Source organism: Mesorhizobium sp. M1252 (assembly GCF_040318265.1).
Classification (GTDB): Bacteria; Pseudomonadota; Alphaproteobacteria; order Rhizobiales; family Rhizobiaceae; genus Mesorhizobium.
On record NZ_JAMYLX010000004.1, the window covers coordinates 369,869 to 396,485 of the forward strand.

At 64.0% G+C, this 26,617-nt stretch carries 27 protein-coding genes; 25 read left to right on the forward strand and 2 right to left on the reverse strand.

Annotated elements, in window-relative coordinates; all coding sequences use genetic code 11:
• Positions 1-7: 7 nt before the first annotated feature.
• The 25 genes from flgG to NKH22_RS11105 all read left to right on the forward strand — a co-directional run bounded on the left by flgG (position 8) and on the right by NKH22_RS11105 (position 24,768).
• A complete protein-coding gene (gene flgG, locus NKH22_RS10985; protein WP_023673650.1) occupies positions 8-796 on the forward strand; it encodes a flagellar basal-body rod protein FlgG in 789 nt (262 codons plus the stop codon).
• Between the two features lie 6 nt (positions 797-802).
• Entirely contained in the window at positions 803-1,330 is a 528-nt protein-coding gene (flgA, locus tag NKH22_RS10990) for a flagellar basal body P-ring formation chaperone FlgA (RefSeq protein ID WP_023807240.1), read from the forward strand.
• Positions 1,327-2,565, forward strand: coding sequence for a flagellar basal body P-ring protein FlgI (locus NKH22_RS10995; RefSeq protein WP_352909531.1), 1,239 nt, complete (start codon positions 1,327-1,329; stop codon positions 2,563-2,565). Before flgA ends, NKH22_RS10995 begins: the two co-directional genes overlap by 4 nt.
• A 3-nt stretch (positions 2,566-2,568) precedes the next feature.
• Positions 2,569-3,150, forward strand: coding sequence for a MotE family protein (locus tag NKH22_RS11000; protein WP_027049841.1), 582 nt, complete (start codon positions 2,569-2,571; stop codon positions 3,148-3,150).
• Positions 3,147-3,851 carry a flagellar basal body L-ring protein FlgH gene (gene flgH / locus NKH22_RS11005; RefSeq protein WP_023691727.1) on the forward strand — a complete coding sequence of 235 codons (705 nt, stop codon included), beginning with the start codon at positions 3,147-3,149 and terminating at the stop codon, positions 3,849-3,851. Before NKH22_RS11000 ends, flgH begins: the two co-directional genes overlap by 4 nt.
• 17 nt (positions 3,852-3,868) lie before the next feature.
• Entirely contained in the window at positions 3,869-4,369 is a 501-nt protein-coding gene (locus NKH22_RS11010) for a flagellar basal body-associated FliL family protein (RefSeq protein WP_023673655.1), read from the forward strand.
• Positions 4,366-5,097: a flagellar type III secretion system pore protein FliP gene (gene fliP / locus NKH22_RS11015; protein ID WP_023686348.1), complete on the forward strand. Its 732-nt coding sequence runs from the start codon at positions 4,366-4,368 to the stop codon at positions 5,095-5,097. The genes NKH22_RS11010 and fliP overlap by 4 nt, the downstream gene beginning before the upstream one ends.
• Before the next feature lie 210 nt (positions 5,098-5,307).
• On the forward strand, positions 5,308-6,192 hold the full coding sequence (locus NKH22_RS11020; protein ID WP_023683303.1) for a flagellin N-terminal helical domain-containing protein: 885 nt from the start codon (positions 5,308-5,310) through the stop codon (positions 6,190-6,192).
• Positions 6,193-6,474: 282 nt separating this feature from the next.
• Positions 6,475-7,359 carry a flagellin N-terminal helical domain-containing protein gene (locus NKH22_RS11025; RefSeq protein ID WP_023683302.1) on the forward strand — a complete coding sequence of 295 codons (885 nt, stop codon included), beginning with the start codon at positions 6,475-6,477 and terminating at the stop codon, positions 7,357-7,359.
• Between the two features lie 192 nt (positions 7,360-7,551).
• The gene (gene fliF / locus NKH22_RS11030; RefSeq protein ID WP_023820679.1) at positions 7,552-9,192 is read left to right on the forward strand and encodes a flagellar basal-body MS-ring/collar protein FliF; all 1,641 of its coding nucleotides are present in this window, start codon (positions 7,552-7,554) and stop codon (positions 9,190-9,192) included.
• 3 nt (positions 9,193-9,195) lie between these two features.
• Positions 9,196-9,822, forward strand: coding sequence for a hypothetical protein (locus NKH22_RS11035; RefSeq protein ID WP_023710971.1), 627 nt, complete (start codon positions 9,196-9,198; stop codon positions 9,820-9,822).
• A 31-nt stretch (positions 9,823-9,853) separates the two neighbouring features.
• On the forward strand, positions 9,854-11,200 hold the full coding sequence (locus NKH22_RS11040) for a MotB family protein (protein ID WP_023686352.1): 1,347 nt from the start codon (positions 9,854-9,856) through the stop codon (positions 11,198-11,200).
• On the forward strand, positions 11,197-12,627 hold the full coding sequence (locus tag NKH22_RS11045) for a MotC family chemotaxis protein (protein ID WP_023820678.1): 1,431 nt from the start codon (positions 11,197-11,199) through the stop codon (positions 12,625-12,627). The genes NKH22_RS11040 and NKH22_RS11045 overlap by 4 nt, the downstream gene beginning before the upstream one ends.
• Positions 12,624-14,009 carry a flagellar hook-length control protein FliK gene (gene fliK / locus NKH22_RS11050; RefSeq protein WP_352909532.1) on the forward strand — a complete coding sequence of 462 codons (1,386 nt, stop codon included), beginning with the start codon at positions 12,624-12,626 and terminating at the stop codon, positions 14,007-14,009. Before NKH22_RS11045 ends, fliK begins: the two co-directional genes overlap by 4 nt.
• Positions 13,942-14,529, forward strand: coding sequence for a transglycosylase SLT domain-containing protein (locus NKH22_RS11055; RefSeq protein ID WP_373420117.1), 588 nt, complete (start codon positions 13,942-13,944; stop codon positions 14,527-14,529). Before fliK ends, NKH22_RS11055 begins: the two co-directional genes overlap by 68 nt.
• A 221-nt stretch (positions 14,530-14,750) precedes the next feature.
• Entirely contained in the window at positions 14,751-15,419 is a 669-nt protein-coding gene (locus NKH22_RS11060; RefSeq protein WP_023683295.1) for a response regulator transcription factor, read from the forward strand.
• A gap of 94 nt (positions 15,420-15,513) precedes the next feature.
• The gene (locus NKH22_RS11065) at positions 15,514-16,767 is read left to right on the forward strand and encodes a flagellar hook protein FlgE (protein WP_023671890.1); all 1,254 of its coding nucleotides are present in this window, start codon (positions 15,514-15,516) and stop codon (positions 16,765-16,767) included.
• 176 nt (positions 16,768-16,943) lie between these two features.
• Positions 16,944-18,398 carry a flagellar hook-associated protein FlgK gene (gene flgK / locus NKH22_RS11070; protein ID WP_352909533.1) on the forward strand — a complete coding sequence of 485 codons (1,455 nt, stop codon included), beginning with the start codon at positions 16,944-16,946 and terminating at the stop codon, positions 18,396-18,398.
• Positions 18,399-18,401: 3 nt separating this feature from the next.
• Positions 18,402-19,445: a flagellar hook-associated family protein gene (locus tag NKH22_RS11075; RefSeq protein ID WP_023671892.1), complete on the forward strand. Its 1,044-nt coding sequence runs from the start codon at positions 18,402-18,404 to the stop codon at positions 19,443-19,445.
• A gap of 30 nt (positions 19,446-19,475) precedes the next feature.
• Positions 19,476-19,823: a flagellar biosynthesis regulator FlaF gene (gene flaF / locus NKH22_RS11080; protein WP_023671893.1), complete on the forward strand. Its 348-nt coding sequence runs from the start codon at positions 19,476-19,478 to the stop codon at positions 19,821-19,823.
• On the forward strand, positions 19,820-20,263 hold the full coding sequence (gene flbT / locus NKH22_RS11085) for a flagellar biosynthesis repressor FlbT (protein WP_023671894.1): 444 nt from the start codon (positions 19,820-19,822) through the stop codon (positions 20,261-20,263). The genes flaF and flbT overlap by 4 nt, the downstream gene beginning before the upstream one ends.
• Entirely contained in the window at positions 20,263-20,670 is a 408-nt protein-coding gene (flgD, locus tag NKH22_RS11090; protein WP_023671895.1) for a flagellar hook assembly protein FlgD, read from the forward strand. Before flbT ends, flgD begins: the two co-directional genes overlap by 1 nt.
• A gap of 24 nt (positions 20,671-20,694) precedes the next feature.
• On the forward strand, positions 20,695-20,961 hold the full coding sequence (gene fliQ / locus NKH22_RS11095) for a flagellar biosynthesis protein FliQ (RefSeq protein WP_023671896.1): 267 nt from the start codon (positions 20,695-20,697) through the stop codon (positions 20,959-20,961).
• Positions 20,962-21,032: 71 nt separating this feature from the next.
• A complete protein-coding gene (gene asnB / locus NKH22_RS11100; protein WP_352909535.1) occupies positions 21,033-22,901 on the forward strand; it encodes an asparagine synthase (glutamine-hydrolyzing) in 1,869 nt (622 codons plus the stop codon).
• 223 nt (positions 22,902-23,124) lie between these two features.
• Entirely contained in the window at positions 23,125-24,768 is a 1,644-nt protein-coding gene (locus NKH22_RS11105; RefSeq protein ID WP_023671898.1) for an MFS transporter, read from the forward strand.
• A 23-nt stretch (positions 24,769-24,791) separates the two neighbouring features.
• On the opposite strand, the gene NKH22_RS11110 is transcribed toward NKH22_RS11105, so the two are convergent.
• Entirely contained in the window at positions 24,792-25,160 is a 369-nt protein-coding gene (locus NKH22_RS11110; RefSeq protein WP_081725355.1) for a cupin domain-containing protein, read from the reverse strand.
• Between the two features lie 58 nt (positions 25,161-25,218).
• Entirely contained in the window at positions 25,219-26,604 is a 1,386-nt protein-coding gene (locus tag NKH22_RS11115) for an NAD(P)/FAD-dependent oxidoreductase (RefSeq protein WP_023710965.1), read from the reverse strand.
• Positions 26,605-26,617 lie beyond the last annotated feature (13 nt).

The following is a 26,617-nucleotide window of genomic DNA, read 5'->3' on the forward strand; positions in this document are numbered from 1 at the left end:
ACTTGCCGTGAAAGCACTCGCCATCGCAGCGACCGGCATGAATGCCCAGCAGACAAATCTGGAAGTCATCGCCAACAACATCGCCAACATCAACACCACCGGCTACAAGCGCGCGCGCGCCGAATTCTCCGACCTGCTCTACCAGGTCGACCGCACGCAGGGCGTGCCCAACCGCTCCAATTCATCGCTTGTGCCGGAAGGCGTGTCGATCGGCCTCGGCGTCAAGACGACGGCGGTGCGCAACGTCCATACGCAGGGCGAACTGACCTCGACCGGCAACAGTTTCGACATGGCGCTGACGGGCCGCGGCTGGTTCCAGATCGAGGGCGGCGACGGCGGCACGCTCTACAGCCGCGCCGGCGCCTTCAACACCAACGCCACCGGCCAGCTGGTGACCGTCGACGGCGCCAATGTCATCCCGGCCATCACCGTGCCGACCGATGCCATCGAAGTTGTCGTCAACAAGACCGGCCAGGTCTTTGCCCGCATCGACGGCCAGACCGACCTCCAGCTGCTGGGCCAGCTGCAGCTCGCCAACTTTGCCAATGAAGCCGGCCTGGCGCCGCTCGGCGACAATCTGTTCCAGGAGACGCCGGCCTCCGGCCCGGCCAATGTCGGCGTGCCCGGCGATCCCGGCTTCGCCTCGGTCGAGCAGGGTTATCTCGAGGCCTCCAACGTCGATCCGGTCAAGGAAATCACCGAGCTGATCTCGGCGCAGCGCGCCTATGAGATGAACTCCAAGGTCATCCAGGCCGCCGACGACATGGCCTCGGTCGTGTCCAAGAACATCAGGTAAGGTTTGATGGTCTCTCCGGCCTCCCGCTCCGCGCTTTGCCGCACCGCGCTGATGCTCGCGCTGGTAGCCGGCGGTGTCCCGGCGTTTGCGCAGGAAGCGGCAAATCAGGAGACCACCACCCAGGTCGCAAGCAGTCAGGCAACCGGCGAGATCGTGCTGATCCCCAACCGGGTCATCTATCCCGGCGAGATGATCGACACCGGCGCGCTGAAACCGGTGACGCTGCTCCCCGGCAAGCACAGGCCAGATGCGGTCGCCACGCGGGCCATGGAACTCCAGGGCAAGGTCGCCAAGCGCACGCTGCTGCCCGGCCGCTATATCCCGGTCGCCGCCATCCGCGACGCCTGGCTGGTCGAACAGGGCGCCGACGTGCAGGTCTATTTCATCGCCGGCGACCTCACCATTTCGGCCACGGCGGTGTCGCTGCAGCCGGGTGCCGCCGGCGATTTGATAAAGGTCCGCAACACCGACAGCGGCAAGATCTTTTCCGGCACGGTGATGGCTGACGGCACCATCCGGGTCAGCGCGTCATGAGACGCGGAGCTGCCCTTCTGCTCGCGGCCGTTGTCGGCCTGCAGCCGGCGCTGGCCGACGGTCTTACGCCGAAGCAAAAGCGCGATCTTGCCGGCCAGAATGGCGGCGCCTTTGTCGATCCCGAATACGATCCGGCCACCAACCGCATGTTCAGGGTCTCCAACGGCCCAAGCTCTCTGCCACCCGGCCAGGTCGCATCGCGCATCAAGGACATTGCGCAGCTGCAGGCTTCGCGCGACAACCAGCTCGTCGGCTACGGCCTCGTCATCGGCCTCGCCGGATCGGGCGACAGCCTGCGCAATTCGCCCTTCACCGAACAGTCGATCCGCGCCATGCTCGAAAATCTCGGCATCGCCACCGAAGGCGGCAGCGCGCGGGCCAAGAACGTCGCCGCCGTCATCGTCACCGCCAACATGCCGCCTTACGTGCAGTCGGGCGCCCGCATCGACATCGACGTCTCCTCCATGGGCGACGCCACATCGCTTGCCGGCGGCACGCTGATAATGACGCCACTGAAGGCGGCCGATGGCGAGATCTATGCTGTCGGGCAAGGCTCGGTCATCGTTTCCGGCTTCACTGCCCAAGGCGATGCCGAAAAGCTGACGCAGGGCGTGCCGACGGCCGGCCGCGTGCCCAACGGCGCCATCGTCGAGCGCACTGTGCGCGCCGAATTCGAGGACCAGGCGCTGCTCACCTTGCAATTGCGCAACCCCGATTTCTCCACTGCCGTCCGCATCGCCGACGCCATCAACGGCTACACCTCGCAACGCTTCGGCATGCGCGTGGCGGCGGAGCGCGATGCACGCACCGTGCAGATCAGGCGGCCGAAGAATGTTTCGGCGGCGCGCTTCTACGCCGAGATCGAGAATTTGGTGGTCGAGACAGACACGCCGGCACGCGTCGTCATAGACGAACGCACCGGCACCATCGTCATCGGCAACGAGGTCAAGATCTCGCGGGTGGCGATCAGCCACGGCACGCTCACCGTGCGGATCACCGAGCAGCCGAAGATCGTCCAGCCCGAACCGTTCTCCAAGGGCGTGACAGCGGAGGAACCGTTCACCACCATCGACGCCACGCGGCCTGACGCCCGCGTCAATGTGCTCGACGGACCGAACCTCGAAACGCTGGTGTCGGGCCTCAACCGTCTCGGCGTCAAGCCGGACGGCATCATTGCCATTTTGCAAGGCATCAAGTCGGCCGGCGCTTTGCAGGCCGATCTGGTTCTCCAATAGGCCATGCCGATGATCGATTTCTTTTCCCAAAAGCAGCACCGCCGCAGCGCAGCCTTGGCAGCTTGCGTCATCGCCGCCACCGTCCTTGCCGGCGGCACTGTCCGCGCGGAAGAAGCGGTGCGGCAGGTTCTGCCTGGCGGGCAACAGCCGGCGGCAGTGCAGCAGCTGGTCCGCGAGAAGGTGCCCGATGAAAGCGAGATCCAGCGCTTCTGCTCCAACATCGCCGACGCCGCCCGCGACCGCCGTTACGCGCTGCAGGCCGAAGAGCTGAAGCAGCTGCAGGCCGGCATCGACCTGCGCATGAAGGCGCTGGACGACAAGCGCGCCGAATACGAGCAATGGCTGAAACGGCGTGAAGTCTTCCTGGCCCGCGCCGAGGATGGCGTCGTCAAGATCTATGCCGGCATGAAACCGGATGCCGCGGCCGAGCGCCTGGCCATGGTCAACGCCGATCTCGCCGCCGCCATCCTGATGAAACTCGATTCGCGCAAGGCCGGCGTCATTCTCAACGAGATGGACCAGAAGGCAGCGGCCACACTCACCGGCATCATGGCCAGCGCGGCCCGAAGGGTAGATCCGTCATGAAGTCGCATATTCTCGCCCTGGTCGCCACGGCTTCACTTGCCGGCTGCGCCTCCGACCCCAGGGAGATCGGCAGGGAGCCGGCGCTGTCGCCGGTCGGCACCGGCATTACCGGCAGCGTCAATGCGCCCTACTCCTATCCCGAAACGCCAGCCGCGCCGGTGAAGAAATTCTCGCTGTGGGACGACCGCCAGAGCCGGCTGTTCACCGACCCGCGCGCGCTGCGCGACGGCGACATCCTGACCGTCAGGATCAAGCTCAACGACAAGGCCAACTTCAAGAACCAGAACGATCGCAGCCGCACCGCCGGGCGCAAGCTCGGCTATGACGTCAACCTCGGATGGGAAGGTGCCACCACCAGCGGCAAGGGCGACGCGGGGCTGAGCTCCACCACCGAAACCAATGCGGACGGCGAAATCAAGCGCTCGGAGAACCTCGAGCTCAACGTCGCCGCCGTCGTCACCGAAGTCCTGCCCAACGGCAATCTGATGATCCGGGGCTCACAGGAGGTGCGCGTCAATTACGAGCTCAGAGTGCTGACCATCGCCGGCATGGTGCGTCCATCCGATATCGGCGCTGAAAACACCATCTCTTATGAACGCATCGCCGAGGCGCGCATCTCCTATGGCGGCCGCGGCCGCGTCAGCGAAATCCAGCAGCCCGCTTACGGTCAGCAGATCCTCGACCAAGTCCTCCCCTTTTAGGACTGGAGAACGGCGCCGTGGCAAATGTCGAACAGGTTCAGCAAAAAAAGGGCCCGTCGCTTGTCATCCAGCTTGCGATGCTGCTGGCGGTGACGGGCGCCGCGATCGGCATGGGCTGGATGTCCGGCGGCTATCTGAAGGGCGTCGGGGGACCGGTGCCTGTGCCCGCCGCACCGGAGAACCAGTCCAATGCCGAGCAACCGAGCAAGGCGGCCGAACATGCTCCCGGCACCGGGCCGACGCTTGTCCAGCTGGCGCCGATCACCACCAATCTGGCTTCGCCTGCTGACACCTGGATAAGGCTGGAAGCGTCGGTGGTCTACGATGCGCCGCAGCCGCCGGAACTTACCGAAAGCATTCACCAGGACCTGCTTGCCATGGTCCGCACCCTGAAGATGCATCAGATCGAAGGCGCCAGCGGCTACCAGCATTTGAAAGCCGACCTCGAGGAGCGCGCCGCAATCCGCAGCGGTGGCCATGCCAAACAGGTTCTGATCAGGACATTGCTGCTCGAATGAGAAAACTCGTCCTCGCCGCCGCGATCGTCGTCGCCGCCACCTCTGTCGCCGCCGCCCAGCAGCTCGATCTCGGCGGCATCGGCAAGGCCGACGGCGCCACCGTCGGCTATATCATCCAGATGTTCGGTCTGATCACCGTGCTGTCGGTGGCGCCGGGCCTGTTGATCATGGTGACGAGCTTCACCCGCTTCGTCATCGCCTTCTCGATCCTGCGCGCCGGCATCGGCCTGCAGTCGACGCCGGCCAATCTGATCCTGATCTCGCTGTCGCTGTTCATGACCTTCTACGTCATGGCGCCGACCTTCGACCAGGCCTGGAACACCGGCGTCAAGCCGCTGATGGACAACCAGATCAGCCAGACCGAGGCGTTCGAAAAGATTTCGGACCCGTTCCGCACCTTCATGCTGCACAATGTCCGCGACAAGGACTTCGACCTGTTCGCCGATCTCGCCCGCGAACGCGGCCAGGTCGTTGCCAGGGACACCGTCGACCTGCGCATCCTGGTGCCGGCCTTCATGATCTCCGAAATCCGCCGCGGCTTCGAGATCGGCTTCCTGATCGTGCTGCCGTTCCTCGTCATCGACCTGATCGTCGCCACCATCACCATGGCCATGGGCATGATGATGCTGCCGCCGACCGTCGTTTCGCTGCCCTTCAAGATCCTGTTCTTCGTCCTCATCGACGGCTGGAACCTGCTTGTCGGCAGCCTGGTGCGCTCCTTCACCTGACCGTCCGCGCGCCCTTGGCGCCTTGCTAAAATTTTATGCAATATATTTCCGGTTAACCGTCCCGTTTAGCCCTTTGGTAGGGACTTGCCCGCATATTGCTCGCAGATGGCGGGTGATCGGGTCTCACGATCATTGGCATGATGCCGCTCCGTCATACCGGAAAAGCCGGTATGTCAAAAACACCCTGTAAAAATCAAGGTACGAGTAGCCATGTCCAGTATCATGACGAACGCCTCGGCGCTGACCGCGCTGCAGAGCCTGAACAACACCAACAAATCCCTCGAGCAGACGCAGGCCCGCATCTCGACCGGCTACCGCGTTGCCACCGCTTCCGACAACGCCGCTTACTGGTCGATCGCGACCTCGATGAAGTCCGACAACAAGGCCAACTCGGCCGTGCAGGACGCCCTCGGCCTCGGCGCCGGCAAGGTTGACACCGCCTACACCGCCATCAACGACGTCAAGGACCAGGTCGACCTGATCAAGACCAAGCTGGTCACTGCCCGCAGCGCCTCGAAGGAAGACCAGCAGAAGATCGCGACCGAAATCAACGCCATCCAGGCGCAGATCAAGTCCTCGGTCGCCAACGCCAACTTCGCCGGCTCGAACCTGCTGCAGAACGACGCTGCCGCTGCGTCCGACCTGAAGATCGTTGCCGCTTACAACCGTACCGGCGCGACCGTCACCATAGACACCATCGACGTCAAGGCTGCCGATACGCAGGTTCTCGATGTCGCCGGCACGGGCGGCATCGTCGGTGGCCTGCTCGCCGCGGCCTTCTTCGACCCCAGCACCACGGCGGTTACCCCCGCCGCCATCGACACCGCGCTCGGCACTGTTGAAACGGCGCTTGCCAAGCTGTCCACCGGCGCTGCCTCGCTCGGCGCTGCCAAGTCGCGCATCGACACCCAGAAGAGCTTCCTGTCGAACCTGTCGGACTCGATCGACAAGGGCGTCGGCGCTCTGGTCGACGCAGACATGAACAAGGAATCGACCCGTCTGCAGGCCCTCCAGGTCCAGCAGCAGCTCGGCATCCAGGCGCTGTCGATCGCCAACGGCAACTCGCAGTCGATCCTGTCGCTCTTCCGCGGCTGATCTCTCGACTTTACGACTGTCACCATCCGTCGGGCCGCGCCAACAGCGCGGCCCGATTTCTTTTTGCGGCTGTTGATTTTCTTCCTAAATGGCGGCCGATTTTTGCTTCTGGCCAGCGCCCTGAATGGCTTGGTTTAACAGGCCATTAACCATATCCCGGTAGTCATGGTTAACCATTCCATGGCGGGCAGACCATACGGTCGATGGGCTTATGCCTACCCCCTTGATGAAGTTGATCCGGCGTGTGCGGGACACGCCAGTGTTTGAAAAGGGGTAAATATCTTGGCTAGCATCATGACGAACGCTTCGGCTCTGACCGCGCTGCAGAGCCTGAACAACACCAACAAGCAGCTTGAAACCACTCAGTCGCGCATTTCGACCGGCTACCGCGTCGCCACCGCCAGCGACAACGCCGCCTACTGGTCGATCGCCACCACGATGAAGTCCGACAACAAGGCGCTTTCGGCCGTTCAGGACGCGCTTGGCCTCGGCGCCGGCAAGGTCGACACCGCCTACACCGCCATCACCGACATCAAGGACCAGGTCGACCTGATCAAGGCCAAGCTGGTCACTGCGCGCAGCGCCAGCAAGGACGACCAGCAGAAGATCGCGACCGAAATTAAGGCCATCCAGGACCAGATCAAGTCGTCGGTCACCAACGCCTCCTATGCCGGCTCGAACCTGCTGCAGAACGACGCTGCCGCGACCTCCGACCTGAAGATCGTCGCGTCCTATAACCGCACCGGCACGACCGTCGCCATCGACACCATCGACGTCAAGGCGGCCGACACGCAGGTTCTCGATCTTCCTGGCACTGGCGGCATCGTCGGCGCTCTGCTGGCGACGACCTTCTTCGATCCCAGCACCACCCAGGTCCTCCCGGCGGCCATCGACACCGCACTCGGCGCTGTTGAAACGGCGCTTGCCAAGCTGTCCACGGGTGCCGCCTATCTCGGCGCCGCCAAGTCGCGCATCGACACCCAGAAGAGCTTCCTGTCGAACCTCTCGGACTCCATCGACAAGGGCGTCGGCGCGCTGGTCGATGCCGACATGAACAAGGAATCGACGCGGCTGCAGGCCCTCCAGGTCCAGCAGCAGCTCGGCATCCAGTCGCTGTCGATCGCCAACGGCAACTCGCAGTCGATCCTGGCGCTGTTCAAGCAGTAAGCCTGACCCGGCTTTCTCCTTCTTGAATTGAAGGGCCGCGCCGACAGCGCGGCCCTTTCGCTTTGTGGCTGTGTTTTGACGCATGTCGTTGACCCGAAACCGCTGCACTTCCGGGCGACATGCTCTATCATCTTCGCACAAGCTTCGCGGTCTAGTGTTCCCACGGAATATCATGCTGGGAGCGCTTGAATCGTGCCGCAACAGATCCAGAGCATCATCTCGAATCTCAGGGCATTTGGCGTCAGGCGCCTTGCCATGCTGGCCGGCATTGCCGCATTGGTGATGGCCGTCATCGGCATCGGCTCGGTCTATCTCAACCGCCCGGCCTATGAGACGCTCTATGTCGGGCTCGATCGCTCCGACGTGAACCAGATCGGCCTGGTGCTCGGCGAAGCCGGCATCGGCTTCGACGTCGGCTCCGACGGCACCTCCGTGCTGGTGCCGGCCGGCACCACCGCGCAGGCGCGCATGCTGCTCGCCGAAAAGGGCCTGCCGACCAGCGCCAATGCCGGCTACGAACTGTTCGACAATGTCGGCTCGCTCGGGCTGACCTCCTTCATGCAGCAGATCACCCGCGTGCGCGCCCTGGAAGGCGAGATCGCCCGCACCATCCAGTCGATATCCGGCATCAAGGCCGCCCGCGTTCACATCGTCATGTCCGAGCGCGCCAATTTCCGCCGCGACGAACAGCAGCCCTCCGCCTCGGTGGTCATCCGCTATTCCGGCATCGACGCTGAAAAGAGCGCCATGTCGATCCGCCATCTCGTCGCCGCCGCCGTGCCGGGCCTGTCGGCCGACAAGGTTACCGTGCTCGATTCCAACGGCAACCTTCTCGCCGCCGGCGACGATCCCTCCAACACAAGTGCTGCCCGCACGCTCGGCGTGGAGCAGACCGTCGAGGCGCAGATCGGCGACAACATCCGCCGCGCGCTGACGCCTTATCTCGGCCCCGACAATTTCCGCGCCAGCGTCAAGGCCGATGTCAACACCGACACCCGCCAGACCGAAGAGACGATCTTCGATCCGGAGTCGCGCGTCGAGCGTTCGGTGCAGTCGGTGCGCGCCAACGAAAACAGCAACCAGAGGCAGGCCTCGACCCCGGCCACCGTCGAGCAGAACCTGCCCGAGACCCAGGCGACCAGCACCGATGGTCCGCAGACGTCATCGGCGAACGACCGCAAGGAGGAGATCACCAATTACGAGATCAACTCCAAGAAGATCGCCACAGTCTCGAACGGCTATTCCGTCACCAAGATGTCGATCGCCGTCGTCGTCAATCAGCAGCGGCTGATGACCATCCTCGGCAAGGACGCAACGCCCGAGCAGATCGCCAAGCGCGTTGCCGACATCCAGAAGATGGTGGCTTCGGCCACTGGCTTCGACGACAAGCGTGGAGACATCATCGATGTCTCGGCCGTCGAGTTCATCGACGGGCTCGACGGCGAGGCGGTCGAACAGCCGGGCATAATGGCGTCGATCGGAACCCATGCCGGTACGATGATCAACGCCGGCGCGTTCATCGTCGTGGTGTTCCTGGTCGCCTTCTTCGGCCTGAGGCCAATGGCCACCGCGCTGAGCGCGCGGCCGACGCCGGCACTTGCCGGTCCGAGCTTCGACGACGTCCAGCGTTCACTGCCGACACCCGAAGCCGCCGGCGCCGAACAGGCGCCGGCTGCCTTGCCCGGCAGCCGCCCCGGCCCGACTCCACTCGATGATCTTCGCCAGAAGATCAGGCCGGCGCCACAGGAGCGGCTTGCCCGCATGGTCGACATCAATGAGGAGCGCACCGCGCAGATCCTGCGCAAATGGGCGGCCCAGGAAGCAGCGGTATAGACCATGGCCTCGGCAGCGCTTTTCGACCTTTTGCCGGATTTCGGCGCACGCAGCCAGCGTGCCGGCCAGCCCTCGCTCGCGGCCATGGCCGAGCCAAGGCCGGAGACGTCGGCGCCGCAGGCCGACATCGGCGCGCTGATCGCCGAAGCGGTCATCGATGCCGAAGCCGCCCTTGAAGCCCGCCTTGCCATCGCCCACCAGGCAGCGCTCGAGGCGCAGAGACAGGCCAACGCCGATGAAGCAAAGGCCTTTCTGGAAAGTTTCGGCGGCGATCTCGGCGCGGTCGTCACTGCCCGTATCGAGATCATGGAGGCCAAGGTAAGCGACCTCGTCGGCGCCACCATTGCGCGCATCATTGGCGGCCTTGTCAGCGACGATCTGCAGAAGCGTTCGCTGGAAGCTCTTGCCGGCACGATCCGCGAAGCCGTCGGCGACAGCGAGGCGGTGCGCATCGCCGTGCGCGGACCGCTGTCATTGTTCGAGACGCTGAAGGCTTCGCTCGGCCCACGCGCGGCCAATCTCGATTTCGTCGAGGCGCCCGGCTTCGACCTTACCGTCGCCATTGACGAGGCGGTGTTCGAAACCCGCATTGCCGAATGGTCGGCCGCCTTGTCGGAGGCCCTGTCATGAGCGAGGGCCCTCTTACGAACGAGTGGACGTCATGAGCGTTGTCGAGGCCGCAGACGCCAGGCATGAGATCATCATCGTGCGGCGCAACCACGACGACCACGACGACGCCCACCATGGCGGCGTCTGGAAGATCGCCTTTGCCGATTTCATGACTGCCATGATGTGCTTCTTCCTCGTCATGTGGCTGATCAACGCCGCCAACGAGCAGACCAAGGCAGCCGTCGCCAGCTACTTCAATCCGGTCAAGCTGGTCGATCGCAACGCCAGCCGCAAGGGCCTCGAAGACCTCGGCGATGGCCCGAGCAAGGTCGGGCTGACGGCGGACGACCCGCGGGACAAGACCAGCAAGGCCGGACAGGACGGCGTCGGCGGCGCCGGTACTTCCGACAAGAAGCAATCGAAGGAATCGGCGCCGAAGACCGATCTTTCCGACGAGCATCTGTTTGCCGATCCCTATGCGGTGCTGTCGGAAATCGCCACCGACACCGGCGTCATGCAAAATGTCAGCGAGAAGGGCGATGGCGGCGCGCAGGCGTCCGGCCCGGCTACCGGCGCATCCGGTGGCCAATCCTACCGCGACCCGTTCGCGCCGGATTTCTGGTCGCAGCAGGTGGCTGCACCAGGCGCCGAAGCCACCGCCGAACGCACCAAGATCGAAGGCGATCCGCTGAAGCCGGGTGACAAGGCGGCACAGACGCAAGTGGCGGAGGTGAAGGCCGTGCCGGCCGCGCCGCCAGTGGCCGCGGCGCCGCTCGAGCCGCTGGCGAAATCCGTTTCCGATAAGCCGCTGACCAAGGCTGAAGCCAAAGCAGAGGCCAAGGCTGAAGCAGCGAAGGCCGAAATTGCAAAGGCCGAAGCCGCCGAAGCACAACCCGCACCCAAACCCGAAGCCGCGGAAAAAGCGCCGACGGCCGCCACTGTTAGAGCCGCGGCGCAGGTCAAGCAGGAACTGGCCGAGGCCTTCAAGCCAGGCGACAAATTGCATAATGGCGTCTCCGTCGAAGCCACCGACAAGGGTGTCGTCATTTCGATCACGGACCAGTTCGATTTCGGCATGTTCGAGATCGGATCGGCGGTGCCTAGGCGTGAACTGGTGCTGGCGATGGAAAAGATCGGCCGCATCGTCAACGAGCAGAAAGGCACGATCAGCATCAACGGCCACACCGACGCGCGGCCGTTCCGCAGCGACACTTACGACAATTGGCGGCTGTCCACGGCGCGCGCCCATTCCGCCTATTACATGCTGGTGCGCGGCGGCGTCGACGAGCGCCGCATCACCGAGGTCGCCGGCTTCGCCGATCGCGAGCCGAAAATCGCAGCCGACCCGATGGCGGCCGCGAACCGCCGCATCGAAATCCTGATGGCGACCGACGGATGAGGCGCGCCGCCATCATCGGCCGCGCCGTCGGGCTGCTGCTGCTGAGCGCTGTCCATCCGCCATCGGCCTTCGCCGAGGACGGCTTGCAGCCCTATCAGCTGGTGCGCTCGCTGCAGCTTGTGCAGGACCGCATCGCCGCCGGCGATCACGCCGCGCTGCCGATGCAGGCCAAGCTGCTCGAAATGGCTGACACAAGGCTGCGCGCGGCGGACGCAGATGATTTCAGCGACCCGAAGAATTTTCGCGCCTTGCTGGTCTATGGCATGAGTGGCGGCAACCCCGTCACCGTCGAGGCGGCGGTGTCGCGCGCCAAGACCGACCCGCAAAGCCTGACCATCGCCAAGGGCATTGTCGATTATCTGAACGGCCGGCAGGCGGCTGCGATCGAGGCGCTGAAGCCGATCGATCCGATGACCCTGCCCCCCGATGTCGGTGCCTTTCTGGCGCTGGTCAAGGGCTCGCTTCTCGCCACCGAGCAACCGGTCAGCGCGCTTGCGCTGCTCGACGATGCTCGCCTGCTCAGCCCCGGCACGCTGGTCGAGGAAGCAGCGCTGCGCCGCTCGGTCGGCATCGCCGCCGCGCAAGGCGACGGTGCGCGTTTCGCGCTTGCCTCAACCCAATACGTCGAAGACTACCTCTATTCGCCCTATGCCAGCCAGTTCGCCGACGCCTTCGTCTCCGGCGTCATCACGCTGCACATGGCGATCAGCCAGGACAAGCTCGCCGACATCACCGCAATGATGGATCCAGAACGCGAGAAGGTGATCTATCTGCGCATCGCCCGCCGCGCCGCAATCGACGGCTTTGCCGATCTCTCCGCCTTTGCCTCGGCCAGGGCTGAACGGGGCCGCGACGGCATCCACAATCAGGACGATCCGCGCGCCCAGCTCTATTCCAGCCTGTCCACGGTAACGTCCGGCACCATCGGCGAGGTCCGCGCCAAGCTGGACAAGATCGATCGCAACCAGCTTTCGCAAAGCGACCGCGACCTGCTCGATGCCGCGCAGGCCGTGGCGGGTGAAGTCATCGCCCCGCCGGCGCCGCTGCCTGCCGAAAAGCCCGCACCTGCCGCGGCCAGGCAGGAGCCGGTCAAGACCGCGGCAGTGGAAAGACCCGACGAGCCAGAGCTGCCGCCGGTCGAAGGCGCGATGCCGGAACAGCCAGCCGCCACAACGTCGAGTGAACAGCCCGCAACCGACCAACCGAAGGCGGCAAGTGAGCCGGCCGCGCAGGCACCGAGCACGCCAGAGGCAAAGGCGGCGGAAACGCCTGCAGTCGCCTCGGCCAGCGATGCGGCTCCGGTCGTGCCGGCATCGGTGCCGGCCCCAGCCGCAGTAGAGCCTACCGATCCCACCGACGCCGCCATGGCGAGGACGCGTCGCCAGCTCGATTTGATCGACCAGATGCTTGGAGCAGCCCCGAAATGACCACCAATGTTGGCCAGGCCCTGCCGGCTCCCGCGCACGCCGGATCGAAGCAGTCGGCCTCAAACGCCAAAGGTGGCGACAAAAGCTTCGGCGACATGGTGCGCGGCGACGACGATGCGCCGACACCGATAGGCCAGGGAGCAATTGAGGCCGCGTCGCACGAGCCGCATTGGGCCAAACGCAGCCCTGCCGGTCCCGGCAAAAGCGAAATCCCACACACCCAGTCTGGCAAGACGGTGGCGAAGTCCGCTGCCGGCAAGGCCGCAAAAGAACATGCCGACAGTGGCCCGGACAAACCATCCAACGACGCTGAAGTGGCCGGACGAGACGCGGATGCAGGACCGCTGCAGGATCTTTTGCCATTGGTGCTGGCGCTGCAGGATATCAGGCATTTCTCAACGGTCCGGACAAGCGGGAACGGCATCGCGACGAATGGACAGACTGGGCAACCAGCGCCCGCTGGCGAGGCCATTTCTGCACAGACGTCGCCTCTGAAGAGACACCGCGCAGCTTCCGGCATTGACGACAGACTCGACACGACGACGCGATCCGAACGGGCCAAGACCGGTACCAGCGTATCAGCACGGGATCAGGGGCAAAAGCTGCCCGCGATCGGGCTCCAGTCCGGCAAACTGCCGCACCAGGATGATCCGACGCCTCCTCTACCGGCGGACCAGACGGCAAGCGACGTTTCGGCACCCGAGGCAAAACGGTCCGCGCCGTCGGCGAAGGCCGTCGATGGAGCCCATTCCGCGGCATCGTCCACACCGGGGAAACAGGCGCTATCCGCTGCGCGCGTCGACATTGTCGCCGAGCAGAGTTTCCCGGCCCCGGCGCAAAGCCCGATGAACCAGACGACTTCGGCGCTTCTCGACGCGCTGGCTTCGGACAACGGCCTGCGGCAAGCGGTTTCGACGCCGTCGACGACCGCCCAGACGGCCGGTTCTGTTGCCGTTCCGACACATATATTGAAGATCGAGCTTCACCCGGCAGAGCTCGGCATGGTCACCGCCAGTCTGAGGCTTTCCGGAGAACAACTTTCGATAGAATTGAAGCCCGAAACCCATGAGGCTTACCGCCGTCTCGCCACCGACAGCGACGCCATCGTGAAGTCGTTGCGCGGGCTCGGCTTCGATGTCGACAAGGTCACCATCCTGCAACCCTCGATAGCGATCCACGCAGCGGCCCGCAGCGATGCAGCGAACTCGCAGCCAATGCCGCAAGGCCGCGACCAGTCCGCTTTTCAGCCCGGAAACTCGAGCGGCAACAATACGGGTTCGGGCGGCCACCAGTCGGGAAGAAACCGCAATGACGATGCCCAGGAATTCGGCCGCGCTGGCGCGCCTGCTCGCGAGCGTGCTGGCGACGATATGTTTATCTAGCCTCGCCACCAAGCCGGCCACCGCCGCCACCAACCCTTGCGAGCCCGAGATTTTGCGTGCCGCCGATCGCTATGGCGTGCCGGCCGGCATCCTCTATGCGGTCGGACTGACCGAGACCGGCAAGAAGGGTAGCTTGCAACCTAATGCATTGAATATAGAGGGAAAAGCGGTATTTCCAAGGAGCCGCACCGAGGCCCTGGCCGCCTTCGAAGCAGCCCGGCGTGAGGGCAAGACGCTGATCGACCTCGGCTGCATGCAGATCAACCATCACTATCACGCCGCGCATTTCCGCAGCGTCGACGACATGCTCGACCCGCGCCAGAATGTCGACTATGCCGCGCGCTTCCTGGCCAGCCTGCATGCTCGTCATGTCAGCTGGTCGATGGCCGTCGCCCGCTACCACGCCGGCCCCGACAATGACCCCGCGCAGAAATTCTATGTCTGCCGCGTCATCGCCAATATGGTCGCCACCCGCTTCGGCAAATGGACCCCGAATGCCCGCAACTTTTGCAACCCGTAGGGGAATCAGCTTTTGCGGACGGCTGCAAATCCATGCCCGGCGGGTGACGTTCCAAGTCACCCGTTTCGGCAACCAACGATACAACCTCGTGATTGCGGTTATTTCGAAACTCGAAATAACTCCCAAGAAAATAGCTACAAGAAATGACGGTTGTTCAGGATTCCCTGCACCGGTTACGCCTCTTCCCACGGGGCAGATGATCTGATTCGGAGGCGGGGCCGATGATTGTAATCGTTGACGAGCGAGAGCTCGTAACTGAAGGCTATAATTCACTTTTCGATCGTGAGGGCGTTGCCTGTGCAGGCTTCGCGTCCGGTGAATTCGGCGAGTGGGTGACATCGGCCGCCGACACGGATTTGCGATCAGTCCGAGCCTTCCTCATCGGCGACTGCCGCGAAGGCGCCATCTCGCCACGCCAGATCCGCGACCGCACCGGCGCTCCGGTCATTGCGCTGAGCGAACAGCACTCGCTCGAGAATACGCTGCGGCTGTTCGAGAGCGGTGTCGACGACGTCATCCGCAAGCCGGTCCATATTCGGGAGATCCTGGCCCGCATCACCGCCATCCGCCGCCGCGCCCATGAGGACGTCAGCTACACCGAGATCGGCGCCATGCGCATCTTCATGGATGGCCGCGATCCCGAGATCGATGGCCAGCCGCTGCCTCTGCCGCGCCGCGAACGCCGCATCCTCGAATATCTGGCGAGCAACCGCGGACGCCGCGTCACCAAGACCCAGGTCTTCAACGCCATCTACGGCATCTTCGACGAAGAGGTCGAGGAGAACGTCGTCGAGAGCCACATCTCCAAATTGCGCAAGAAACTGCGCGAAAAGCTTGGTCAGGACCCGATAGATTCCAAGCGCTTCCTCGGCTACCGGCTGGTGTTCTGATGCCGGTCTGCGCCAGCCTCGCGCAAGACAAAAATTATATCCTCGCGACCACAGACATGGGCCCAACGATCTTGGGCATTGAGGAGACGTTTCGATGAGCCTTTACGGAATGATGCGGACCGGCGTTTCCGGCATGAACGCGCAGGCCAACCGCCTTTCGGCGACAGCCGACAACATCGCCAATTCCGACACCACCGGCTACAAGCGATCCTCGGCCGAGTTTTCGACGCTGATCATGCCGCAGGTCGGCGGCGCCTATAATTCCGGCGGAGTCAACACCACCATCCGCTCGGCCATCAGCGCCCAGGGCGTGCTGCAGTACACGACTTCGGTTTCCGACCTTGCGGTGAACGGCAACGGTTTCTTCGTCGTCCAGGACCCCAGCGGGACGCCCTTCCTCACCCGCGCCGGCGCATTCGTTCCCGACGCTCAGGGCAGACTGGTCAACGCCGCCGGCTACCAACTGATGGCCTACAGCTACGCCAACGGCACGCCGGCTGCCACCGCCAACGGTTTCGAAGGACTGGTGCCGGTCCAGATCTCCGACCAAGAAATGACGGCGACGCCCAGCACCACAGGCAATTTCAACGCCAATCTGCCGGCTGGCGCCACGCCGCCCGCCGGTCCGCTGCCTTCCACCAACAGCCCGACCGCCGAATACACGTCGAAATCCTCGATGGTCACCTACGACAATCTCGGCAACAAGAAGCTGCTCGACGTCTATTTCACCAACACCGGCACCGGCGCCTGGTCGGTCTCTGTGTTCGACCAGTCCCAGGCGACGCCGGGCACATCCTTCCCCTATACGGGCGGCGCGCTGGCCACGGCCAACCTGACCTTCGACACCACCACCGGCAAGCTAACCGGCGCGGTCGACAGCATAACGATCCCCGTACCGGGCGGTGCGTCGCTCGACCTCGATTTGTCCAAGCTGACTCAGCTCGGCACCGGCTTCACGGTCTCCGAAGCCAAGGTCAACGGCAACGCGCCCAGCACGATCGAAAAGATCCAGATCGGCGAGGACGGAGTCATTTACGCCCAGTATCAGGACGGCTCGACCAAGCCGCTGTTCAAGATCCCACTGGCCGACGTCCAGAGCGCCGACAACCTCACCGCACTGCCTGGCAATGTCTATGCGCAGTCCACCGACTCCGGCACCGTGCGCATCGGCTTCGCCAATGAAGGCAAGCTCGGCAGCATCATCTCCGGCGCGTTGGAAAATTCCAACGTCGATATCGCCGAGGAATTGACCAACATGATCGCGGCGCAGCGCAGCTACACCGCTAACTCGAAAGTGTTCCAGACCGGTTCCGACCTCATGGATGTCCTTGTCAACCTGAAGAGATAAACGACGGGCGCCAGGGGAATGAACCCAAACCAGAGCAGCGCGGTGCGCGGATTTCGAATTCAAGGCCACACCGGCAAACCGGCCGGGGTGGTCTGGGATTGCAGGTTTCCGAACGCCGACGCCGCCGACAGGGCAGAGACGTCATCCCCTCCCCACTGGCCTCGTGAAAGACCCGCATGTCGCTGACTTCCGCATTGACCATAGCCCAACAGTCGCTTCAGACCACATCGAAGCAGACCAGCGTCCTTTCCCGCAACATTGCCGACGCCAGCAACCCCGACTATGCCCGCCGCACGGCGGTCGTCGTCAGCAGCGCGCCCGGGGCGCGCTCGGTCGAGATCCAGCGCGCCACCAACGCCCTGCTGTTTCGCCAGAACCTTAGCGCGCAATCGGCCTGGAGCGGCCAGAGCACGCTCTACAGCGGCATTGACCGCCTCGCCGTTGCAGTCAACGGCGTCGACAACTCCTCCTCTGCCTCGACCGCGATCGGCAAGCTGCAGAACGCGCTGGAGCTTTACGCCGCTACGCCATCCAACCAGAACCTCGGCTCCAGCGTCATCGACGCGGCCCAGCAGGTGGTGCGCGCTCTGAACGACGGCACCAACGCGATCCAGGATTTCCGCACCCAGGCCGATGGCGAGATATCAACGGCGGTCGACGATCTCAACTCGCTGCTTAGTCAGTTCCAGGACGCCAACAAGGCGGTCATCTCCGCAACCCGTTCGGGTACCGACGCATCCGACGCGCTCGACCAGCGCGACGCTTTGCTGAAGAAGATCGCGGACTATGTGCCGGTGTCGACCTTCACGCGGGGCGACAACGACATGGTCATCACCACCAGGGACGGCACGACGCTGTTCGAGACCATTCCGCGCTCGGTGAGTTTCACCCCGTCGGCGGGCTACACCGCCGGCACACCAGGCAACACCATCTACATCGACAATGTGCCGGTCAGCGCCGGGGCTGGCGGCAACACCAGCGCCGACGGCAAGCTCGCCGGGCTCATCACCTTGCGCGACGGCGTCGCGGCGACGATGCAGAGCCAGCTCGACGAAGTGGCGCGCGGCCTCATCACCGCCTTTGCCGAAACAGCACCTTCGCAGCCCGACCGAACCGGCCTGTTCACCTGGTCGGGTGCGCCCGCCATTCCGGCCGCCGGCACACTGATCGACGGCCTTGCCGGCTCGATCAAGGTCAACGCCGCAATGGACCCGAGCGTCGGCGGCAATCCGGTGCTGCTGCGCGACGGCGGCGCCAATGGTGCGGCCTATATCGCCAACACTGCCGGCAACGCCTCCTATTCGCAGCTCTTGATCGGCTATGGCGACAAGCTCGACAAGCCGATGCCTTTCGACGCTGCGGCCGGCATCACCGTCACGTCCAGCGTGTCCGACTACGCCGCCAATGCCATTGGCTGGTTCGAAGGCCAGCGCCAGCAGGCCTCGAGCAACGCCGACGCCAAGGAAGCGCTGGCATCGCGCACCGCCGAGGCGCTGTCCAACGACACCGGCGTCAATGTCGACCAGGAGATGTCGCTGCTGCTCGACCTCGAACACACCTATCAGGCCTCGGCGCGCATGATGAAAACCGTCGACGACATGCTGTCGGCCCTGCTCGATGCCGTAGGATAAGCCATGAAAGCCACATCCGTCTCATCAGCCGCCCTCTCCAACGCCGCGCGCTATCAGCAGATGCGCATGCAGGCCGAACTGGTCAAAGCCACCAAGGAATCGACGACCGGCACCGTCGCCGATGTCGGTCTGGCGCTCGGCGCGCGCACCTCGCAGGCGGTCACCTTCTCGCGCGACCTCGACCGGTTGAACGTCATCATCGATTCCAATTCGCTGGTCACCGCGCGGCTGTCCTCGACGCAGGCTGCGCTTGGCCAGCTTTCCGACACTGCGCAGAATTTGCTGACCGCGCTGACCGCCGCCGGCAATTCCTCGAGCACCATCACGCAGCAAGCCGGCAAGGCCGCCGTGCAGCAGATGACCTCTATCCTCAACGCCAGCGTCAACGGCGAATATCTGTTTGCCGGCACCAACACCGACGTCAAGCCGATCGACGATTTCACCGCCGCGGGCTCGCCGGCCAAGGCGGCGTTCGACGCTTCCTTCTCGTCGTATTTCGGCTTCACGCAGGCCGATCCGCTCGCTGCCAACATCACCGCCGCCCAGATGGACGGCTTCATCACCAGCAATGTCTTGCCGCAGTTCATGGGCTCCGGCTGGCAGGCCAACTGGTCGAACGCCACCGACCAGCAGATCGTCAGCCGCATTTCGCTGGGCGAAACCACCCAAACCTCGGCCAGCGCCAATGACGACAGCATCCGCAAGCTCGCCATGGCTTCCGCCCTGATCACCGGCCTGCTGTCCGGCAATATCAGCCAGGCGGCGAAGACCACCGTTGTCGGCCGCGCCCAGGCGATGGTCGGCGAGGCGCTGGGCGGGCTAGGGCAACTGCAGGCCGAGACCGGCCTTGCCGAGAAGCGGGTCTCCGACGCCAGCGACCGCATGAAGACGCAGGTCGACCTGTTCGAGCGCCATATCCTTGATCTGGAAGGCGTCGACCCCGCCGAGGCAGCCACCCGCGTCGCGGATCTGACGCAGCATATCGAGACGTCCTTCGCGCTGACCGCGCGCCTGCAGCAGATGAGCCTGCTGAACTACCTGACCTGACAATCTCAACCGCAACGGTAGAGCCAAACGATGTACCAATTCTCCTACGCCGACATCCAGACCGACTCCGTTGCCGATGCGAAAGATCGCGAGCGGCAGCTTTTGACCCGCTCGATCGAAATGCTGGCGGCGGCGGCGGCGGTCGGCCACACCTCGATGGAGGCGGTCGAAGCGCTGCACTTCACCAACCGGGTCTGGACCACCTTCGTCGAGGATCTCGGTTCCAGCGACAATGTCCTGCCCAAGGAACTGCGCGCCAACCTCATCTCCATCGGCCTGTGGCTGCTGCGCGAGGCCGAGGACATCCGCCAGGGCCGCACCGACAATTTCGAAGGGCTGATCGAAGTGTCCCAGATCATCCGGGACGGCATTCAATGACCAACACGCTGAAGATATCGCTGAAGCCGAACGAGAAGATCTACATCAACGGCGCCGTCATCCGCGTCGACCGCAAGGTCACCGTCGAGCTGATGAACGACGTACAGTTCCTGCTCGAGAACCATGTCATCCAGGCCGACGATGCCTTGACGCCGCTCAAGCAGCTCTATTTCATCCTGCAGGTGATGCTGATGAACCCGGCCGGCGCCATCGAGGCGCGCGCCATGTTCCGCCGCTCGCTGCCCTTGCTTTTGGCAAGCTTCGAGGATGAGCAGATCAGTGGCGCGCTGAAGCAGATCGACCGCATGGTCGGCGAAGACCATATCTATGAAGCGCTGAAGGCTATCCGTGCGCTTTATCCGCTCGAACGCCGCGCACTTGGCGGCAATGACGATGTTCAGGGTGCGAAGCGCCCGCTGGCCGTGGGAGCACAATACTGATGAATGTGGACATGACGACGACGATCCCCACGGGCGCCAACCAGGGCACCCAGCAGACGTCGAAGACAGCGGTCGACTACCAGTCGTTCCTGAAGCTGTTGATCGCCGAGATGAAGAACCAGGATCCGACGAAACCGATGGATTCGACGCAGTATGTCGCCCAGCTCGCCACCTTCTCGCAGGTAGAGCAATCGGTGCAGACCAACACCAAGCTCGACCAGATCATGCAGTCCTCGGCGCTGTCGCAGGCCGATGCCTTGATCGGCCGCTCGATCACCTCGGCCGACGGCAAGACGACCGGCGTCGTGGCCTCGGTCAAGCTTGCAAGCAACGGCGTGATCGCCGTGTTGCAGAACGGCACCGAAGTGCCGGTCGGCGCGGGCGTTTCGATAAAGCCGGCCAGCTAGACAGTTCCATAGAGGCGCGCTCACATGAACGAGGCCGACGCACTCGACATCGTCCAGTACGCGGTATGGACGGTGCTTGTTGCTTCCGCGCCGGTGGTGCTGGTCGCCATGGTGGTCGGCATCGGCATTGCCCTGATCCAGGCCCTGACCCAGATCCAGGAAATCACCCTGACCTTCGTGCCCAAGATCGTCGCCATCATGCTGGTCGTGGCGCTGACCGGTCCGTTCATCGGCAGCCAGATCTCGGCCTTCACCAACGTCATTTTCGAGCGCATTGAAAACGGGTTCTAGGCAGCGCTTGCAGGCGGCTGTGTTCCGGCTAGATTGCAGGCCATGACTCAGGCAGAACTCACCGGCAGGCCATGTGCGGAATAGCCGGCGTCTGGCGCAAACGAAACCCGATCGACGCCAACGACCTGTCGGATGTCGCCAGCATGATGCAGGCGTTGGTACATCGCGGCCCCGACGATCATGACAGCTGGCACAACAATCGGCTGGCGCTCGGTCACCGCCGACTTACCATCATCGATCCCTCGCCCGCCGCCCGTGAGCCGATGCTGACTTCTTCCGGCGATGGCGTTCTCGTCTACAATGGCGAGGTCTACAATTACCGCTCGCTGCGCGAAACGCTGCAGGCGCAAGGCGTCGTCTTTCGAACCATCTGCGATGCCGAAGTGGTTCTCGAAGCCTTGCATCACTGGGGCCCCGAAAAAGCCGTGCCGCTGTTCGACGGGATGTTTTCCTTCGCCTATTTCGACGCTCGCAGCAGTGCGCTGTGGCTTGCGCGTGACCGTCTTGGAATCAAGCCGATGTCGGTGGCCGACACGCCGGAGCGAATCCTGTTCGCCTCGGAGGACAAGGCGATCCTCGCCTGCGACGGTTTTCCGCGCGACATCGACAGCCGCGAGATCACCTTGCGGCTTGCCTGGCAGAGCCGCGATTCCAGCTACAGCCTGTTCGACCGCATCGAGCGCCTGCCGCCCGCCGGCCTGTGGAAGATCACCGATGGCGTTATCGAGAAGCGCCGCTTCTGGCATGTGCTGGACGTGCTGGAGACCGCGCGCATTACCGGCGATGCATCCGCTGATGCTGAACACATGGCGACGCTCGAGGCGTTGCTCAAGGACAGCGTCGGACTTCACTGCATCGCCGATACCAGCGTTGCCACCGCCTGCAGCAGCGGTGTCGATTCCGGCCTGATAACGGCGCTGGCAAAGCGGTTCAGGCCGGAAGTCCACGGTTATGTCGTCGACCCGCAGCTCGGCAACAGCGAGGCCGAAGACGCCGAACGCACCGGCCGCCATGTCGGCGTGCCCTTGCGCCGGATGCCGGTCGACAGGAACCGGTTTTTCGAACTTTGGCCAAGGGTAATCTGGCATCTTGAAAGCGATGGCTGGCACGCCAGCCATGTCGCACTGCTGGCGCTTGCCGAACGATGCCGGGCCGATGGCGTCAAGGTGCTGCTCACCGGCGAAGGCGCAGACGAATTGTTTGGCGGCTACCCCTTGCAGGCCTTGAGCATGAAGAAGTGGCGTTCCTGGTCGTGGCCCCGGCGCCTGGTCCATTCGAAGCGCTCGCTCGACCGGAGATTCGAGCAACAGCGTCATGCCCCCTACAAGGTCTCGGCTGGAAGCCACTCACAAATGGATCGCAGCATGGTCCTGCGTGCTTTGTCGCCGGAGCTGAATTTTCTGCAAACCGAGATCTTCGACCGCCTGGAGCCGGTTATGCCGCCCGCGGATCGCGCCTTTCTCGGTAGTTGCCTCTACGACCTCTATTCGCATCTGCAGGACATCCTGCACCGGCACGACCGGCTGAGCATGGCGGCGTCCGTGGAACTGCGGGTCCCGTTCCTGGAAAACCGCCTGATCGACTTCGCCATCCATTTGCCGAGGCGGCAGAAATACCGCGACAAAACAGGAAAATGGCTTTTGCGAAAGGTCGCTGAAAAGCATATTCCGCGCCAGAACGTCCAGGCGCGCAAGATCGGCTTCGAGATGTCGTCGCAATTTTCGGCCGGCACGGAGACTTTGCTACGCGGCGGTTTCCTGCGCGATGCCTTGAAATGGCCCGCCGCGAATTTGGAGGACATGGTCCAGTTGGCGCGGCGCGAGCAACCGTCCAGGCTGCGGCTTGTCGGCATGGAGCTTTTCCTGCGCCTTCACGCCGGCGGCGAGACGACAGGCACGCTGACCGAAGCCTTGCATACCGCTGCCCGGGACAGAAGCTGACTTCGCGCGCGGCCGACAGCCCCGCGCAGTGGACCAATGAGAACATCGCTCTGGGTAGCGGACCATTCCCGGCTGACGTATTTTCGCCTTGCTATCCTGTTGTTGGACCATGATCTTTTTCGAAGACGCGTTCGCCCTTTTGGATGTCGTGCTCTATTTCAAACGGATGCCATGATTGTCGTCCCCGCGGACGAAACCAGCACGTTAAGGTGGGACAGGTCTGATGATCGATGACGAGCCGGACAGCGAACGCGTTTCGGCGCTGGCGCCGTTCCGGCACGGCATCTTCCGCGCCGTCTGGTCGGCCAGCCTGGTGTCGAATTTCGGTGGCCTGATCCAGGGCGTCGGCGCCGCCTGGATGATGACCACCATCGCCACGTCGCCCTATCAGGTGGCGCTGGTCCAGGCCTCGGCCACTCTGCCGATCATGCTGTTTGCACTCGTCGCCGGCGCCATCGCCGACAGCTTCAACCGGCGCAAGGTGATGCTGATCGCCCAAATCTTCATGCTGGTCGTCTCTGCACTTCTAACGCTGTTCACCTGGAACGGCTGGATGACGCCGTGGACGCTGCTTGCCTTCACCTTCCTAATCGACAGCGGCACGGCGCTCAACAACCCGTCCTGGCAGGCATCGGTCGGCGACATGGTGCCGCGCAACAAGCTGCCGGCCGCGGTTGCACTCAATTCACTGGGCTTCAACCTGACACGCAGCGTCGGCCCGGCGATCGGCGGCATCATCGTTGCCGCCGCTGGTGCGGCTGCTGCGTTCGCCGCCAATGCGCTGAGCTATATAGGTCTCATCATCGTGCTCTTCCGCTGGAAGCCGGAGCTGCCGGTCTCGACGCTGCCGCGCGAGACGCTGGGCGCCGCCATGGGCGCCGGCCTGCGCTATGTCGCCATGTCGCCCAACATCGGCAAGGTGCTGGTCAGGGGCTCCGCCTTCGGCTTCAGCGCCGGCGCGGTTTTGGCGCTGCTGCCGCTGGTGGCGCGCGACGTCGTCAAGGGCGATGCCTTGACCTACGGCATCATGCTCGGCGCCTTCGGCATCGGCGCCGTCGGCGGCGCGCTGATAAGCGTGCGTCTCAGACAATTGCTGTCCAGCGAGACGATGGTGCGGATGGCCTTCGCCGGCTTTGCCGTCTGCGCCTTCAATGCCGCCATCAGCCTCAATGCCTGGCAGACTGCGGCGGGTTTGCTCATCGGCGGCGCCTGCTGGGTGATCGCGCTGTCGCATTTCAACGTCACGGTGCAGATGTCGACGCCGCGCTGGGTCGTCGGCCGGGTGCTGTCGGTCTACCAGACGGCGACCTTCGGCGGCATTGCGCTGGGCAGCTGGATCTGGGGCGTCGTTGCCGATGCGCATGGCGCCGAAACCGCGCTGATTGCGGCGGCCATCGCGATGCTTGTTGGCGGCGCCATCGGCCTGTTCCTGCCGCTGCCGCAGCAGACGACTCTCAACCTCGACCCGCTCAACCGCTTCAAGGAGCCGCATCTCGGCCTCGACCTGAAGCCGCGCAGCGGCCCCATCGCCATCATGATAGAGTACATTATCCGCGACGAAGATGTACCCGAATTCCTCGCCACCATGGCCGAGCGCGGGCGCATCCGCCGCCGCGACGGCGCCCGCAACTGGACGCTGGCTCGGGACCTAGAAAATCCCGCAGTCTGGATCGAACACTACCACACGCCGACCTGGCTGGAATACATCCGCCACAACCGGCGCGCCACCCATGCCGACGCCGTCGTCGGCGAGCGGGTGCGGGCGCTGCACAGCGGCGACGAACCGCCGCGCGTGCGCCGCCTGATCGAGCGCCCGACGACCGCCGGCACCGCGCTGGTCTCGCCGAAGGGGCCGATCGATCACTGAGCTCGCCATAGCCGTAGCGCCGGTCAGCCGGCGCTCTGGATCATGTAGAGCTTGCGCGTGGTCTCGCGTATCAGCCACTCGCCCTTCCAGCCCTGCGGCAGGACGAGGAGATCGCCCGGACCGAGTTCCCGCACCTCGCCATCGATGCGGCTCAGTTCCACGCGCCCCGAAATGATGTGGCAGATCTCCGACGAGTCCGAACGATCGGCGGTGAAGCGGCCGGGCGTGCATTCCCAGATGCCGACATCGACAGTCCCGTCAGGCGATTGAAAGAACGAGCGCACGGCCTCGACCTGATCGCCTTCAATCGAGCTTGGCTTAGGAGAGAACGCGCCGATCTCGGCCTTGGCGAGATCGTGGAAGGTCGAAAGATCGATCAAGTCTAGCTCCATGGATAAGAGCAATTCCAGGAAAGGGGTCTGCCCCGGAATTGCGTGAGAACAAATGGCTTTAGTGGCCGGTGATGCTGTCGGCCAACGCGGCCAGCTTCGAGGTGCGCGCAAGCCCTGCCGCCTCGCGGCCATCGGCAATGCGATAAAGCTGGTACATCGAATGCACGCCCAGCCAGCGGAAGGGCTCCGGTTCCCATGGCCTGACCTTGCGGTTGACCCAGGGCAGCTTCGTCAGCTCGGTGTTTGCCCCGAGAACAAGGTCAGCCAGCGTGCGCCCCGAAAGGTTGGAGCTGGACACGCCGAGGCCGACATAGCCGCCGGCCCAGCCGATGCGGGTCGCGGGATCGAGGCCGACCGTGGTGCACCAGTCGCGCGGCACGCCGAGCACGCCGCACCAGGCGTGATCGATGCGGCATCCCTTGGTCTGCGGCAAGAGCGTCGTCAGGATCGTGTGCAGCTGGTCGATCGTGGCCTGCTGCGTCTGGCCGTTGACGTCGGTGCGCGAGCCGTAGCGATAAGGCACGCCGCGTCCGCCCATCGTGATGCGTCCCTCACGCGTGCGCTGGGCATAGCAATAGGCATGCGCCGCATTGCCGAGCAGTTCGTGCCCTTCCCAACCGATGTCGCGCCACAGGTCGGGCGGCAGCGGCTCAGTCACGATCTGCGCGCTGTTGAGCGCCAGCCAGGTCCGCTCCTCGCCGGGGATGCCTGATGTAAAACCCTCGGTCGCGCGGATGATCGTCTCCGCCTGCACCGTACCGCGGTCTGTCGTCACGCTGCCCTTGGCGATGCTTGTCACCGTCGTCTTCTCATAGATCGGCACGCCCAGCCGCTCGACGGCATCGGCAAGCCCACGCACCAGCTTGGCCGGCTGCACCCGCGCCTGGCCATGGACGACGAAGCCGCCCATGACGTTACGGATGTTGATGCGCGTGCGCGTTGAGGCGGCGTCCAGCATCTCGACGCGGTTCGGGTCGACATCCCAGGAACGGATCGTCTCGCATTCTTCGCGCACGCGCTCCAACTGCGCTGCGTTGGTGGCCACCGTCAGATTGTCGACGCGGCGAATGTCGGCGTCGATGCCTTCCTCGGTCGCGACCCGGATCACTTCATCAACGCAGCCTGCCATCGCCGCCTGCATCGCCATCACGCCTTGGCGGCTCGATGTCTTGAGATATTTTTCGCGCGACCAGCTGAAGCCGCCCGACAGCCAGCCGCCATTGCGCCCCGAAGCGCCGAAGCCGGCAATTTCGCGCTCGACGATCACGACGCGCAGCGATGGCTTCGCCTTTTTCAGATAGTAGGCGGTCCACAGGCCGGTATAGCCGGCGCCGACAATGGCGACATCGGCCTCGATGTTTCCAGGCAAGGGCGGGCGCGGAACGGGAACCGCCCCCAGATCCGCATACCAGAACGATATGTCGCCGTTGCGCTTGGCTTGCATGGAATGACTTTCA